Below are 13884 nucleotides of genomic sequence, written 5' to 3'. Positions count from 1 at the left end.
CTCAGCCCGGCCGGTCCACCAGCGCGACCAGCTTCTTCGGGGCCAGCACGCAGTAGCTCTCGGTGAGCAGCTCGGCGACCTCGGTCCAGTCCGTCTCCGCGTCCAGCCGCAGGCCGACCACGTCGGCGGCCCAGTCCGGCTTGAAGAAGTGCGGCCCGGCCGCGAGCAGCCCGGCGATCTCGTCGCCGGGGGAGCGGAACGTCATCACGCAGACCGGCTCGTCGGTCGCCGCGGCCCGCGCGTACGCCGCCTGGTGGCCGGGGTCGACGGTGAGCACGTGGGCGAACGTGCGGCCGCGCACGCGCCACCGCACGCCCACCCAGGCCGGTTCCTCGTAGGTCTCCGGCAGGCCGAGACAGACCGGGCGCAGGCGGTCGAGGTGCTCGGGTGGGACGTCTCCGGGGCCGGTCATGCGCGCAGGCTAGCCGCCGCCTCCGACAATCCGGCCGCCCCGGCGTGTCGGCCGTCCGCGCGCGCCCGATGCGGGAAATGTCGCAGCCGGGGAGTAGACAGCGATGAGTTCCGGTGAGCCGCAGGGTCATTGCGACGGAAGAACCCCTCGGACGAGAGGACGAGACATGAGCGGCGTACGAGTACTTGTCGGCACGCGCAAGGGCGCGTTCATTCTGACGTCGGACGGCAAACGCGACGACTGGACCGTCGACGGGCCGCACTTCGGCGGCTGGGAGATCTACCATCTGACCGGTTCGCCCGTCGAACCGGACCGGCTGTACGCGTCCCAGTCCGGCGGCTGGTTCGGGCAGCTGATCCAGCGCTCGGACGACGGCGGCCGGACCTGGTCGACTGTGGGCAACGACTTCGCCTACAGCGGCGAGGTGGGGCAGCACCTCTGGTACGACGGAACCCCACGCCCGTGGGAGTTCAAGCGGATCTGGCACCTGGAGCCGTCCCGCCACGACCCCGACACGGTGTACGCGGGCGGCGAGGACGCCGCCCTCTACCTGTCCACCGACGGCGGCCAGAAGTGGTCCGAGCTGACCGCCCTGCGTCAGCACCCCACCGGCCCGTCCTGGCAGCCCGGAGCGGGCGGGATGTGCCTGCACACGATCCTGCTCGACCCGGCCGACCGGGACCGCATCTACGTCGCGATCTCGGCGGCGGGCGCGTTCCGCAGCGACGACGGCGGTGCCAGCTGGCTGCCGATCAACAAGGGCCTGCGCTCGGGGGAGATCCCCGACGAGGACTCCGAGGTCGGGCACTGCGTGCACCGTCTCGCCCAGCACCCCTCCCGGCCGGACACGCTGTTCATGCAGAAGCACTGGGACGTCATGCGCACCGACGACGCCGGGGCGAACTGGCGGGAGGTCAGCGGCGACCTGCCGACGGATTTCGGCTTCCCGATCGCCGTGCACGCGCACGAACCGGAGACGGTCTACGTGGTGCCGATCACCAGCGACTCGCTGCACTACCCGCCGGAGGGCAGGCTGCGCGTCTACCGCAGCCGTACCGGCGGGGAGCAGTGGGAGCCGCTGACCGAGGGGCTGCCGCAGTCGCACTGCTACGTCAACGTGCTGCGCGACGCGATGGCAGTGGACACGCTCGACCCGTGCGGCGTCTACTTCGGCACCACCGGAGGTCAGGTCTACCACTCGGCCGACGGCGGCGACACCTGGGCGCCGATCGTGCGGGACCTGCCAGCAGTGCTCTCGGTCGAGGTCCAGGTGCTGCCGTGATCCGGGTCGTGCTGCCGGCACACCTGAAGACTCTGGCCCACGTCACCGGCGAGGTACGTGTCGAGGTGGCCGGGCCGCCGACCCAGCGGGAGGTGCTGGACGCGCTGGAGGCCGCGTACCCGATGCTGCTCGGCACCATCCGTGACCGGCACAGCGGGAAGCGGCGGCCGTTCGTGCGCTTCTACGCCTGCGAGCTCGACCTGTCCAACGAGTCCCCGGACGCGCCGCTGCCCGAGGAGGTGGTCGCCGGCAAGGAGCCGTTCATCGTGCTCGGCGCGATGGCCGGCGGTTGAGGGGACCGGCGGGAACCGCGCCCGGCGCGGCCACGTCTGACCGGCATGACCCGTCACGGATCCCGGACGCACAGATGGACGACGGTCGCCGCGCTGGCGCTCGCCGGCTGCACCGCGTCGCCGCCGGCCGTCGCCCCGCCGCCCGCCGACCCGCCACCTGCCGGCACTGCCGTACCGGCCGGCGGGCTGCGGCTGGTCGCCTTCGACTCCTGTGACGAGGCGCTGCGGCAGATCCGTACGGCCGCGAAGGCGGCGGTCGGGCCGTGGGGCCTCGGGTCGGACGACCCGCTGCGGCAGTTCGCCGCGAAGCGGGCGGCGGTCGGCGGCGTCGAGGACGCCACCTCGGCGTCCACGCCTGATTTCTCCGGCACCAACGTGCACGAGGCGGGCGTGGACGAACCGGACCTGGTCAAGTCCGACGGGCGGCGGATCGTCACCGTCGTCCGGGGAGTGTTGTCGGTGGTCGACGCGGCGACCCGCCGGGTGACCGGCCGGGTGGCGCTGGACCTCACCACCGATCGGCGCTCCGGTGGCGAGGCGAGCCTGCTGCTGCACGGCGACCGGGCGCTGGTGCTGCTGCGCGACGGGTGGGTCACCAGGGGCACCGTCCCGGGCCGGCCGCCGGCCCCGGGAGCGGCCGGGCAGGCCCGGCTGGTCCTGGTCGATCTCGCCGGAGCGCCGCGGGTCGCCGGCGAGTACCGGATGGACGGCCGGCTGGTCGACGCGCGGCAGGTCGGCGCCACCGCCCGTGTCGTGATCAGTTCCGGACACCGGCTCGACTTCCCGCAGCCGGGGAAGCGCACCGACGCGCAGCGGGTCGCCGCCAACCAGGCCGTGATCGACAAGGCCACGCTCGACGACTGGCTGCCGCGCTACGAGATCCGCGACGGCGCCCGGACCGTCGGCTCGGGCCGGGTCGGCTGCGACCGGGTCAGCCGGCCGGCGGGGTTCTCCGGCGCCTCGATGGTGACGGTGCTCAGCTTCGACCTGGGCGCGTCCACGCTCGGCGCCGGTGACCCGGTCACCGTGTTCGCCGACGGCGACACCGTCTACGGCACCGGCTCCCGGCTCTACGTCGCCAACGACCAGCGGTGGCGGACGTGGCGGGGCGAGCCGTCCGAGGCGGGCGGCTCCCGCACGGAGATCTACCAGTTCGACACCGCGGCGGCCACGCCGCGCTACGTCGCCGCCGGGTCCGTGCCCGGCTGGCCGATCGGCCAGTACGCGATGTCCGAGTGGGACGGTCACCTGCGGGTGGCCACCACCACCGGCGACACGTGGAACCGCGGAACGTCCTCCCAGTCCGGCGTGTACGTGCTACGCGCCGAGGGCGCCACGCTGAACCGGGTCGGCGCGGTCACCGGGCTGGGCAAGGGCGAGCGGATCTTCGCGGTGCGGTTCCTCGGCGGCACCGGGTACGTGGTGACGTTCCGGCAGACCGACCCGCTGTACGGGCTGGACCTGCGCGACCCGGCCGCCCCACGGGTCACCGGCGAGTTGAAGATCAACGGATACTCGTCGTACCTGCATCCGGCCGGTGACGGCCGCCTGATCGGTGTCGGACAGGACGCGACCGACCAGGGGCGGGTGACAGGCACCCAGGTGTCGCTGTTCGACGTGGCCGACCCGGCCCGGCCGGCCCGGCTCGCCCAGCACCACGTCCCGGGCGGCTGGTCCGAGGCGGAGAGCGACCCGCACGCCTTCCTCTACTGGGCGCCGGAGCGGCTGGTCGTGCTCCCGGTGACCCGTCCGGGCGTGGTCACCGACCAGGCCGAGAGCGTCAAGGGCACGCCGTCCGGCGGTGTGCTGGCGCTGCGGGTCGGCGACAAGGGCTTCACTGTGGCCGGCGCCGTCGACCACCCCGCCGACCTGGCCGACGGCGGCGAGTGGACGCCGATCCGCCGCTCGCTGATGGTCGACGGTGTGCTCTGGACCGTCTCCGACGCCGGGCTCAAGGCGACCGCCCTGTCCGGCATGAACACCCTGGCCTGGGTGCCGCTGACCTGACCGTGGACGGCCGGACCCCGCCGCGTGCCAGGCACGCGGCGAGGTCCGGTCCGCTCACTGTTCCAGCGCCGCCTCGGCGGCCGATACCTGCGGTCCCGTCCGCAGCGCGTACGCGACGACGCCGCCGAGGAGGAACGTCGTGGCGGTGACGGCGGCGATCCGGTTGTCCGGCTCCTGTGCCATCCACAGCGCGACCTGCCGCCATTCCGGCCCGCCCGGCGCGGCCAGGAGCGCGCCCAGCGCGGCCCAGGCGGTCGGCACCTGCCAGGCGGCCCGGGCGCCGGCGAGCGCGGCGCCGAGCCCGACCAGCCCGGTCAGCCCGGCCGTGTCGCGGGCCAGTACGGACAGCGGCCCGAAGTCGGCGCCGAGTACGCGGGCGGCGGCCAGCAGCCCGACCACCAGTGCGCCGTACCCGAGCAGGTGCCCGGCCCGGCGCGGCGCCCACTGCCAGGCGGCGGTCCGCTCCAGCGCCGGGTCGGTGCCGGCGAGCGTCGGCCCGAGCGGCGCCACCGCCAGCGCGGTGGTGAGCACGGCGAGGCGAGCGGGCACCTCGGGACGGTCGGTGAAGGCGGACCAGGAAAGAGCCATCACGGCGACGGCGACCGCCGATCCGGCCAGCGCGGCGGGTAGCCGGCGGGACCGCACGTAGAGCGGCAGCCAGCGGGTCACGGCGCGGCCCGTCCGGTGAGCGCCGGCATCAGGTCCGGCTCGCACCGCGCGGCCGCGTCCCGCAGCGCGGTCACCCGCCGCAACTGCTCCGGCTCGGGCAGCGCGCGCAGCTGTCGCACGCCGGTCCGGATCTCCTCCTGCTGCTCGTCGGCGTACCGGTATCCGGTCCAGGAGTCCCACAGCCGCACCGTTTCGGCATCGAGCAGCCAGGCGGCGGCGACCGCCGGGGCGATGTCGTCGCCGCTGCGCCCGCAGCCGTACCACTTGGTGCCGCCGCCCAGGGCGATGCGTTCGGCCACGTCGGCGGCCCGGCCGGTGTCCGGGTCGACTTCCAGGAGGAACTGCACGGTGCCGGGTTCGGGTTTGGGCCGGTGCCACTGCTCGCTGTCGTTGCTGCCGATGGTGTCCAGCCGCAGTTCCACCGCGCGGGTCGGCGCGTCCGGCAGCTTCGCCAGCGCGCGCAGTCCCCGGCGGGCCTCGGGAGTGATCTGGGGCAGCAGGTGCGCGTTGATCGCGGTGACGCACACCTGCGGCGTGCCGTCGGCGCAGACGTAGCGGCGTGCCGACTGGTCGAGCTGCCAGATGCCGGCGGGGCCCGGTGCGCTGATCAGCAGGAGTCCCGCGACACCGGCGGCCAGGCTCGCCGCCGCGCCGGCCCGGAGCGGCCACGACCGGCCCGCCGCCAGCAGCAGGCCGGCGAGGACCAGCCCGACCCCGAGCGTGAGGCGGCTGAGCAGCAGCCGGTCGGACAGCGTCTCCCACGGCGTGTCCGGCGGCCAGGAGATCATGAGGGACGCGTTCGTCAGCCGGCTACCGGCCGGACCGCCGAGCATGGCGGTGCCCTCCTGCGCCACCAGGCCGGCGGCGGCCAGCAGCGGCGGCAGCAGCGGTGAGGACCACAGCCGGCCCGCTGCCACACCGACCCAGGCCGCGCCCACCAGCACCAGCACGTCGATCAGCGGCCCGGCGAGTCCGCGTACGCCGAGGTAGGTGCCGCCGGTGGCGATCACCGCCGCGCTGGCGGCGACCACGAGCAGGTGCGCGGCGGCGGCGGCGACGCCGAGCGCCGTCATCGCCGGCAGCGCGCGCTGCCAGCGGGGCCGGCCGGTGCTGTTCATCAGCTCGTCGGCGCGGGTACGGCGGTCCCGGCGGCCGAGCACCGCGCCACCGGCGAGCGCGAGCGGCATCAGCAGGAAGACGTTGGAGGCGTGCACGTAGCCCAGCCGCAGCCACTGTCCCTGCCAGAAGTCGTACATGCTGGCGGTGCCGAGGACGCCGACGGCGATCAGCAGCACCGCCACGACCGGCGCGTTGGAGCGGCGCAGTTCGACGCGGATCTGTCGGATCATCGGGCGCTCCGGTGCTGCTGGAGCAGGTACGAGTAGCCGCGCTCGGCGGCGCTGTCGCCGATGCCGCCGGTCTCGCCGTGGCGGACCAGGTCGGCGGGCAGGCCCTGGAACACGCGGGCGCCGTGATCCATCAGGATGACGTCCGAGCAGGCCGCCACCACGTCCTCCACCAGGTGGGTGGAGACCAGCACGCAGGCGTCCGCGCCGAGTTCGCGGATCAGCTCCCGGAACTCGACCCGCTGTTCCGGGTCGAGGCCGACTGTCGGTTCGTCGAGCAGCAGCAGGTCCGGTTCGTTCACGATCGCCTGGGCGATGCCGGCCCGGCGCAGCATGCCGCCGGACAGCGACTTGAGTTTGGCGTCGGCCCGGTCGGTGAGGCGTACCCGTTCGATGGCCCGCTGGGCCGCGCCCGGCACCGCCGAGGCCGGCATCTCCCGCAGCCAGGCCACGTACTCGACGTACTCCCGCACCGTGAACCGGGGGTAGTAGCCGAACTGCTGCGGCAGGTAGCCGAGCCGGCGGCGCACCGGCCGCAGCTCGCGGGTCGTGGTGGCGTCCGCGCCGAGCAGCCGCAGCACTCCGGCGTGCGGCTTGACCACAGTGGCGAGCGCGCGCATCAGCGTGCTCTTGCCGGCGCCGTTGGGGCCGAGCAGCCCGTGCACGCCGGCGCCGAGGGTCAGGCCGAGGTTGTCGACGGCGAGGTGCCGGCCGGCCTTCACCGACAGTCCCACCGCCTCGATCCGCCAGGCGTGCCGGGTCGGCGCCACCTCGTCGGCGCTCACTGCGCGTACCAATGTCGTCTCCTTTTTCCGGGCAGGGTGGACAGCGGCGCCGGACGGGCGCCGTGTGGTGGTGGGGGTCGCGGGGCCGGCGTCAGCCGGTGGGCCGCCGCAGGTGTTCGGCGCGTAGCGCGGTCAGCACCGTGAGCACGACGGCGGCCGTCGCCCAGGCGGGCATGGTCGCGGGCCGGAGCAGGGTCTCGGTGACGGCGGCGGCGCGGTTCGCGTCGGCGGTGAACGACCCGGCCGCGACCGCCGCGAGCCAGCCGCCGCCGAGGAGCGCGGCGGCCACCGGCACGCCGACGCGGCTGCCGAGCAGCAGCGTCGCCGCGGTGAACGTCAGGCAGGGCAGCAGCCACAGCGCCGGGTTGCGGCCGACCGCGAGCCCGGCCACCGCGAGCACCGGCGCGACCAGGAGCAGAACCGCGAGGGTACGGCGCAGCAGCAGTTCCAGCCCGGCGCGGGCGGTGCCGGCGACCACCTCCCAGTTCGGGTTGGCGCGGCGGGACCAGGCCACCGCGAGCCCGGCCAGCGGCGCCACCGGCGCGAGCAGCAGCACCGCCGAGGGGCGATCCGGGAAGTTGCGGTCCAGCAGCACCGCGGCGAGGATCGCCGTGCACGTCATGGCCGCCCAGGCCGGCATCGACCAGTCGGTCCAGCGCAGCCACCACCGGCGCAGCGGCCGCCGGGGCACCGGCTGCGGGCCGGTGCGGGCCTGTTCCAGGATCGCCTCCCGGGCGTCGCCGAGCAGGGCCCGCAGCGGCGGCGCGGCCAGCTCGCCGAGCCGGTCGCGGCACTCGGCGCAGCCCTCCAGGTGCACCTCGATGGTCCAGGTGGCGGCGTCGTCGGGGCTGCCCGCCGCGTACGCGGCCAGGGCCGGCGGGGGAACGTGAGCGGTCATGTCAGTGCCTCCCGGAGTGCGGTGCGGGCACGCCGCGCCCGGCTCTTCACGGTGCCCTCCGGCACCCCCAGCAGGACCGAGGTCTCCCGGACGGTGAGCCCGTCCAGGACCATGGCGGCCAGCACCGCCCGCAGCTCCGGGGCGAGCGCGTCCAGCGCGGCGCCCACCTCGGAGCCGAGCGACCCGGCGAGCGCCTCGTCCTCGGCGGCGGGCGCGCTGCGTACCGGAAGCACGTCGGTCGGCACCTCCCGCACCCGGGCGCGGCGGCGCATCGCGTCGACCAGGCGGCGGGCCGCGATGGTCCAGATCCAGCCGGCGGCCGAGCCGCCCGGCGCGTCCGCGCCACCGGAGGGCCGGAGCCCACTGAACGAGCCGGCGGCGCGCCACACCGTCAGGTACGTGTCCTGGAGGACCTCGGCGACGAGGCCGTCGTCGGCGCACCGCCGCCGCAGCCGGATCGCGAGCCACGGCGACGTACGCCGGTACAGCTCGTCGAACGCGTCCAGGTCGGCGCGTGCGACCCGCCGCAGCAGCCGCTCCTCGTCCTGTCTGCTTCCTTCCACGCCTAGATGGTCGTTCCCGGCGCCCTCGACGGATCACGGCCCGGAGTGACCTGGGTCACTCCCGGCCGTGCGGGGCTGTCCGTCACTCCGACGCGGCGAACGGTCCCGCCGGGCCGAACGCCAGTGCCGCGAACCGCTCGCCGATGCGCCGGTCGGCGGCGGGATCGGGGTGCAGCTCGTCGGGGAGCGGCAGCTGCGCGTAGTCGGCCTCGCCGTACAGCTCCAGCCCGTCGAGGTAGTGCAGGTTCGCATCGGCGCCGGCCCGGGACGCCACGATCCGGGCCAGTTCGGCGCGGATGACGCGCAGCGTGAGCCGCCCGGCGGCCACCTCGGCCGGGTCGCCGGTGGCCCGGAACCGCACCTTCCCGTCGGCGAACCCGGCCGCGCCGGGGCCCGGCGTGTCCTCCTGGATCGGGCACAGGATCGACGACACGACGAGCAGCGGCGTCCGCGGATGCCCCTCCCGGATGGTGTCCAGGAATCCGTGCACCGCCGGGCCGAACGCCCGCAGCCGCATCGCGTCGCTGTTCACCAGGTTGATGCCGATCTTGACGCTGATCAGGTCGGCCGGGGTGTCGCGCATGGCCCGCGCGGTGAACGGGTCGAGCAGCGCGCTGCCACTGAACCCGAGGTTGACCACTTCCACGTCGGCCAGCGCGGCGGCCACGGCCGGCCAGGTGCCGGTGGGGCTCTCCGCGTCCGAGCCGTGGCTGATCGAGCTGCCGTGGTGCAGCCACACCCGGCGGCCGTCCGTGCCGGCCGGCTCGACCGGCGCGTCGGTGCGCAGTGCCACCAGTTCGGTGATCTCCCGCTGCGGCAGCCAGATCACCACCTCCTTGTCGGTGGCGGGCAGGTCGGTGAAGCGCACCGTGCCGACCGGGCCGGGCTCGACGCCGGACGTGCCGGTGGTCAGGTCGATGGTGAGCACCCTGCCGCCACCGGCGGTGGCCTGACCGGCGAGACGGCCGTCGACGACCAGGTCGTAGCGGCCGTCGGGACGCGGCCCGGTGCCCCGGTAGACCATCTTCGTGGGCAGCACGTCCAGCTCCACAGTGGTGGCCCGGGTGCGGAACGCCAGCCGTACGCCAGAGGGCATCGCCTCCGCCATCATCACCTGCGGGTCGGTGTTCTGCGCCCGGGCCCACGCGGGCAGCCGGTGCGGCAGCACCCCCTGCGCGGTCCGTTCCAGGTCGAGTGCGCCGCGCAGCAGGTCCGGGGTGATCGGAGTGGTGAGGTGAGGGGATGACATGGTTCCGATCCTGCCGCCGGATCCGGCGGGCGGCCACCTGATTTGTCCGACAGGCCGGACTCGTCACGCTGGGTCAGCCGGTCAGCACGCGATCCACGTACCGAGCCGTCATGGTGGCGAGCACCAGGTCCGGATCGGTGGCCCACACCTCGGCGTTGAAGATCTCCACCTCGACGTCACCGGAGTATCCGGCGGCCTCCACCGCGCGGCGCAGCGGCGGGAAGTCGATGTGCCCGTCGCCCATCATGCCGCGCCCCAGCAGCACGTCGGCCGGCAGCGGGGTGAGGAAGTCGCAGACCTGGAAGCTCGCGATCCGCGCCCCGGCGCGGGCGATCTGCCGCCACACGTCCGGATCCCACCAGACGTGGAACGTGTCCACCACCACGCCGACCTGGTCGGCCGGGAACGCCTCGGCCAGGTTGAGCGCCTGCCCGAGCGTGGACAGCACCGCCCGGTCGGCGCAGTACATCGGGTGCAGCGGCTCCAGCGCCAGGCGTACCCCGCGCTCGCCCGCGTACGGCGCCAGCTCGGCCAGCGCGTCGGCGACCCGCAGCCGCGCGCCCGCCAGGTCGCGTGAGCCGGGCGGCAGGCCACCGACGACGAGCACCAGGCAGGCGGCACGCAGTTCGGCGGCCTCGTCGATCGCGCGCCGGTTGTCCGCCAGCGCCGCGGCCCGTCCGGCCTCGTCGGCGGCGGTGAGGAACCCGCCCCGGCACAGCGACGACACCCGCAGCCCGGCGTCCGCGACGAGCCGCGCCGCGGCCGGTACGCCGATCTCGGCCACCGGCTCACGCCACAGCCCGATCGCCGGGATGCCGGCGCGCACACAGCCGCCGACCGCCTCGGCCACGGACCAGCGCTGCGTGGTGCGCTGGTTGAGCGACAGCCTCGCCAGCCGCGCATCGGTGGTCATCCGGGCACGCCCGCGACGTCCAGGTACGCGCGCATCCGCCGGGCCGCGAGCTCCGGGTCGCGCAACAGCCCGGCGGCGTCGGCCAGCCGGAACACCTGGACCAGGTGCGGGACGCCGCGCCCGCCGTGCAGGCCGCCGACCATGGTGAAGCCCGGCTGCCGCCCGTTGAGCCAGGACAGGAACGCGACGCCGGTCTTGTAGTACGGCGTGGGCGGGGCGAACAGGTGCCGGGACAGCGGCACCGTCGGATCGAGGACCGCCCGGAACCCGGCCGTGTCGTCCGCGTCGAGGCGCCCCAGCGCGGCGGACGCGGCCGGGGCGATCGCCGCGAACGCGCCGAGCAGCGCGTGGCTGAACCGCTTCCCGTCGCCCTCGATCAGCTCCGGGTAGTGGTAGTCGTCGCCGGTGTAGACCTTCACCGCCGGTGGCAGCAGCTCCCGCAGCCGGACCTCCCGGGCGGCGTCCAGCAGCGACACCTTCACCCCGTCGACCGCCTCGGCGTGGGCGTGCACCAGCGCGGCGAACGTGGCGGTGGCCTCGTCCAGGTCGGCCGAGCCCCAGTAGCCGGCCAGCGCCGGGTCGAACATGTCGCCGAGCCAGTGCAGCACCACCGGCACGCCGGCCTCGCGCAGCACCCGCTCGTAGACGCGCAGGTAGTCGTCGGGGCCGGTGGCGAGCGCGGCGAGGTGCCGGCTGGCCATCAGCACCGGCGTGGCGCCGCACCCCCGCACGAACGCGACCTGCTCGGCGTACGCGGCGACCACCTCGTCCAGCGTGCGCGGGACGTCGGTGAGCTGGTCGGTGCCGGCCCCGGCCACAATGCGCCCGCCGCAGGCTGCGGCCTCGGCGGCGCTGCGCCGGATCAGCTCCCGGGTGGCCGCCCAGTCCAGCCCCATCCCGCGCTGCGCCGTGTCCATCGCCTCGGCCACGCCGAGGCCCCACGACCACAGGTCGCGCCGCACCGCGAGCGTCGCGTCCCAGTCCAGCCGCGCCGGGCGGCCGGGGGAGTTGTCGGCGTACGGGTCGGCGACGACGTGCGCCGCCGCGTACGCGATCCGGCTGGCCGGCGGCGCGAACGGCCGGCGCCAGGCGGGCGGTTCGCGCAACGTCAGCTTCTCGGTGCCGCCGCCTGGAACCGGCAGCGTGATGCGTGTGCTCACCGGGGGATCTCCTCGATCGTCACCCGCCGCCCCTCGCGGGCGGAGCGCAGCCCGGCCTCGGCCAGTTGCACGCCTCGGGCGCCGGCCAGGAAGTCCCACGGGAACGGCTCGTCGTCGACGACGTGGCGCAGGAACGCCTCCCACTGCACCTTGAACGCGTTGTCGTGCTCGCCGTTGTCCGGCACCGTCTGCCACTGCGCGCGGAACGGCTCGGTGACCGGCAGGTCGGGGTTCCACACGGGCATCGGGGTGGTGCCCCGGTGCTGGATGCGGCAGTCGCGCAGCCCGGCCACCGCGCTGCCGTGCGTGCCGTCGACCTGGAACTCGACCAGCTCGTCCCGGTGCACGCGGACCGCCCAGGAGGAGTTGATCTGCGCGACGATGCCGCCGGCCAGCTCGAAGATGCCGTACGCGGCGTCGTCGGCGGTGGCCCGGTAGCTGTTCCCGGCCTCGTCGACGCGCTCGGGGACGTGCGTGGCGGTGACGGCGGTGACGGCGGTGACCGGGGCGATGATCTGCTCCAGCACGTAGTGCCAGTGCGGGAACATGTCCAGCGTGATGCCGCCGCCGTCCTCGGCGCGGTAGTTCCAGCTCGGACGCTGCGCGGCCTGCCAGTCGCCCTCGAACACCCAGTAGCCGAACTCGCCGCGCACGGATAGGATCCGGCCGAAGAAGCCGCCGTCCACCAGCCGCTTCAGTTTGCGCAGGCCGGGCAGGAACAGCTTGTCCTGCACGACGCCGTTGCGGACGCCGGCGGCGGCGGCGAGCCGGGCCAGCTCCAGCGAGGCGAGGAACCCCTCGGCGAGCGGCTTCTCGGTGTAGACGTGCTTGCCGGCCTCGATCGCCGCCCGGATCGCCTTCTCCCGCTGCGCGGTCACCTGCGCGTCGAAGTAGATCCGGTTGGCGTCGTCGGCGAGTGCCGCGTCCAGGTCCGTCGTGTACGCCGACAGCCCGTGCCGCCCGGCGATCTCGCCGAGCCGGTTCTCGTCCCGGCCGACGAGGGTCAGCTCGGGCCAGATGCGGCTGCCGTCGCGGGCCGGCACGCCGCCCTGTTCGCGGATGGCGAGCAGGGACCGGACGAGGTGCTGCCGGTAACCCATCCTGCCGGTGACGCCGTTGAGGATGATGCCGACGGACGTACGTTCCACTGTGCCTCCCGGCCCTGAATGCGCTTTCAGTAAGCGCTTTCAGGGTGCTACCGTAGCCACGCCGGAACACCGGGTCAAGACGTTCCGCAGGGAGCCGCATCGATGTCGCACGTGACGCTGGAAGACGTGGCCAGGGCGGCTGAGGTCTCCCTGGCCACCGCCTCCCGGGCACTGAACGGCCGGCGGGTCACCCCGCACCTGCACGACCGCGTCCTGGCCGCCGCCGCGCGCCTCGCGTACACCCCGAACGCCCACGCCCGCGCGCTGGCCGGCGCGTCCCGGCGCAGCGTCGGCGTCGTCTGCCACGACGTCACCGACCCCTACTTCGCGGCGGTCGCCGGTGGCGTCATGCGCGTCGCCGCCGACAATGACCTGCTGGTCATGCTGGCCAGCACGTTCCGCGACCCGGAACGCGAGATCGCGTACGTGTCGATGCTGCGCGCCGAACGCGCCCCGGCGATCCTGCTCATCGGCTCCGGATTCGAGGACCCCCGCTGGGAGCGGGCCATGGCTGCCGAGCTGGCGCCCTACCTCGACGGCGGCGGCCGGGTCGCGGTGGTCAGCCGGCACCGCACCCTGAAGGTCGACAGTGTCCTGCCGGAGAACCGGTCCGGTGCCGCCGAGCTGGCCCGCGCGCTGCTGGGCCTGGGCCACCGCCGCTTCGCTGTGCTCTCCGGCCCGCCCGAGCTGACCACTGTCGCCGACCGGCTCGGCGGGTTCCGCGACGAGCTGACCGCCGCCGGTGTGGCGCTCGACCCGGGCGCGGTGGCCGAGGCGGCGTTCACCCGCGACGGCGGCTACCGGGCGATGACCGAGCTGCTCGACCGAGGGCTCGACGCCACCTGCGTGTTCGCGTGCACCGACGTGATGGCCGTCGGCGCGTACGCGGCGCTGCGCGACAGGGGGCTGTCGGTGCCCGGCGACGTCTCGGTCGCCGGCTTCGACGACATCCCTGTCGTACGCGACCTCGCCCCGCCGCTCACTACTGTGGCGCTGCCGCTGCACCGGCTCGGCGAGGAGGCGATGAGACTGGCCCTGACCGAGAACACCGCTCGCCGCCGCCGGGTCGTACGCCTGCCCGGCGCTGTGGTGTTGCGGGACAGCACCGCGCCGGTCGCCTGAGCCGGGCCGGTAGGGTGCCGTCATGATCGAGGACGCG

At 74.7% G+C, this 13884-nt stretch carries 14 protein-coding genes; 4 read left to right on the top strand and 10 right to left on the bottom strand.

Annotated elements, in window-relative coordinates; all coding sequences use genetic code 11:
* Window position 1 precedes the first annotated feature (1 nt).
* The gene (locus AB0C17_RS16750) at window positions 2–412 is read right to left on the bottom strand and encodes an MmcQ/YjbR family DNA-binding protein (protein ID WP_357384461.1); all 411 of its coding nucleotides are present in this window, start codon (window positions 410–412) and stop codon (window positions 2–4) included.
* Window positions 413–578: 166 nt separating this feature from the next.
* Between AB0C17_RS16750 and AB0C17_RS16745 the strand changes: the two genes are divergently transcribed.
* The 3 genes from AB0C17_RS16745 to AB0C17_RS16735 are packed head-to-tail and all read left to right on the top strand — an operon-like array spanning window position 579 to window position 3994.
* Complete coding sequence (locus tag AB0C17_RS16745; RefSeq protein ID WP_357384463.1) at window positions 579–1694, top strand: exo-alpha-sialidase; 1116 nt, start codon at window positions 579–581, stop codon at window positions 1692–1694.
* Window positions 1691–1987 carry a MoaD/ThiS family protein gene (locus AB0C17_RS16740; RefSeq protein WP_357384465.1) on the top strand — a complete coding sequence of 99 codons (297 nt, stop codon included), beginning with the start codon at window positions 1691–1693 and terminating at the stop codon, window positions 1985–1987. Before AB0C17_RS16745 ends, AB0C17_RS16740 begins: the two co-directional genes overlap by 4 nt.
* A gap of 45 nt (window positions 1988–2032) precedes the next feature.
* Window positions 2033–3994 (top strand): beta-propeller domain-containing protein, encoded by a 1962-nt coding sequence (locus AB0C17_RS16735; protein ID WP_357473512.1) that lies wholly within the window; start codon window positions 2033–2035, stop codon window positions 3992–3994.
* A 54-nt stretch (window positions 3995–4048) separates the two neighbouring features.
* Here AB0C17_RS16735 and AB0C17_RS16730 read toward each other — a convergent pair whose 3' ends face one another.
* The 9 genes from AB0C17_RS16730 to AB0C17_RS16690 form a co-directional block, all read right to left on the bottom strand.
* Window positions 4049–4663, bottom strand: a complete 615-nt coding sequence (locus tag AB0C17_RS16730) for a hypothetical protein (protein ID WP_357384469.1) — start codon at window positions 4661–4663, stop codon at window positions 4049–4051.
* Entirely contained in the window at window positions 4660–6012 is a 1353-nt protein-coding gene (locus AB0C17_RS16725) for a hypothetical protein (protein ID WP_357384471.1), read from the bottom strand. The genes AB0C17_RS16730 and AB0C17_RS16725 overlap by 4 nt, the downstream gene beginning before the upstream one ends.
* On the bottom strand, window positions 6009–6806 hold the full coding sequence (locus AB0C17_RS16720; protein ID WP_357384473.1) for an ABC transporter ATP-binding protein: 798 nt from the start codon (window positions 6804–6806) through the stop codon (window positions 6009–6011). The genes AB0C17_RS16725 and AB0C17_RS16720 overlap by 4 nt, the downstream gene beginning before the upstream one ends.
* Window positions 6807–6885: 79 nt before the next feature.
* Window positions 6886–7692 carry a zf-HC2 domain-containing protein gene (locus AB0C17_RS16715; protein ID WP_357384475.1) on the bottom strand — a complete coding sequence of 269 codons (807 nt, stop codon included), beginning with the start codon at window positions 7690–7692 and terminating at the stop codon, window positions 6886–6888.
* Window positions 7689–8255 carry an RNA polymerase sigma factor gene (locus tag AB0C17_RS16710; RefSeq protein ID WP_357384477.1) on the bottom strand — a complete coding sequence of 189 codons (567 nt, stop codon included), beginning with the start codon at window positions 8253–8255 and terminating at the stop codon, window positions 7689–7691. Before AB0C17_RS16710 ends, AB0C17_RS16715 begins: the two co-directional genes overlap by 4 nt.
* Window positions 8256–8337: 82 nt before the next feature.
* On the bottom strand, window positions 8338–9504 hold the full coding sequence (locus AB0C17_RS16705) for an SGNH/GDSL hydrolase family protein (RefSeq protein WP_357384479.1): 1167 nt from the start codon (window positions 9502–9504) through the stop codon (window positions 8338–8340).
* A gap of 73 nt (window positions 9505–9577) precedes the next feature.
* On the bottom strand, window positions 9578–10417 hold the full coding sequence (locus AB0C17_RS16700; protein ID WP_357384481.1) for a sugar phosphate isomerase/epimerase family protein: 840 nt from the start codon (window positions 10415–10417) through the stop codon (window positions 9578–9580).
* Window positions 10414–11577 (bottom strand): dihydrodipicolinate synthase family protein, encoded by a 1164-nt coding sequence (locus AB0C17_RS16695; protein WP_357384483.1) that lies wholly within the window; start codon window positions 11575–11577, stop codon window positions 10414–10416. Before AB0C17_RS16695 ends, AB0C17_RS16700 begins: the two co-directional genes overlap by 4 nt.
* The gene (locus AB0C17_RS16690) at window positions 11574–12725 is read right to left on the bottom strand and encodes a Gfo/Idh/MocA family oxidoreductase (RefSeq protein WP_357384485.1); all 1152 of its coding nucleotides are present in this window, start codon (window positions 12723–12725) and stop codon (window positions 11574–11576) included. Before AB0C17_RS16690 ends, AB0C17_RS16695 begins: the two co-directional genes overlap by 4 nt.
* 102 nt (window positions 12726–12827) lie before the next feature.
* Between AB0C17_RS16690 and AB0C17_RS16685 the strand changes: the two genes are divergently transcribed.
* The gene (locus AB0C17_RS16685; RefSeq protein WP_357479256.1) at window positions 12828–13847 is read left to right on the top strand and encodes a LacI family DNA-binding transcriptional regulator; all 1020 of its coding nucleotides are present in this window, start codon (window positions 12828–12830) and stop codon (window positions 13845–13847) included.
* Window positions 13848–13884: the final 37 nt, after the last annotated feature.

The sequence above is a fragment of the Micromonospora sp. NPDC048887 genome (assembly GCF_040649715.1).
Lineage (GTDB): Bacteria > Actinomycetota > Actinomycetes > Mycobacteriales > Micromonosporaceae > Micromonospora.
Note: the sequence above shows the minus strand (reverse complement) of the source record. Positions and strands in the feature narration are given on the sequence as shown.

Bases quoted from the DNA above. Each gene is read 5' to 3' on its own strand.
- AB0C17_RS16745 (WP_357384463.1), top strand. From the start codon at position 579: ATGAGCGGCGTACGAGTACTTGTCGGCACGCGCAAGGGCGCGTTCATT.
- AB0C17_RS16715 (WP_357384475.1), bottom strand. From the start codon at position 7,692: ATGACCGCTCACGTTCCCCCGCCGGCCCTGGCCGCGTACGCGGCGGGC.
- AB0C17_RS16750 (WP_357384461.1), bottom strand. From the start codon at position 412: ATGACCGGCCCCGGAGACGTCCCACCCGAGCACCTCGACCGCCTGCGC.
- AB0C17_RS16700 (WP_357384481.1), bottom strand. From the start codon at position 10,417: ATGACCACCGATGCGCGGCTGGCGAGGCTGTCGCTCAACCAGCGCACC.
- AB0C17_RS16735 (WP_357473512.1), top strand. From the start codon at position 2,033: ATGACCCGTCACGGATCCCGGACGCACAGATGGACGACGGTCGCCGCG.
- AB0C17_RS16685 (WP_357479256.1), top strand. From the start codon at position 12,828: ATGTCGCACGTGACGCTGGAAGACGTGGCCAGGGCGGCTGAGGTCTCC.
- AB0C17_RS16725 (WP_357384471.1), bottom strand. From the start codon at position 6,012: ATGATCCGACAGATCCGCGTCGAACTGCGCCGCTCCAACGCGCCGGTC.
- AB0C17_RS16705 (WP_357384479.1), bottom strand. From the start codon at position 9,504: ATGTCATCCCCTCACCTCACCACTCCGATCACCCCGGACCTGCTGCGC.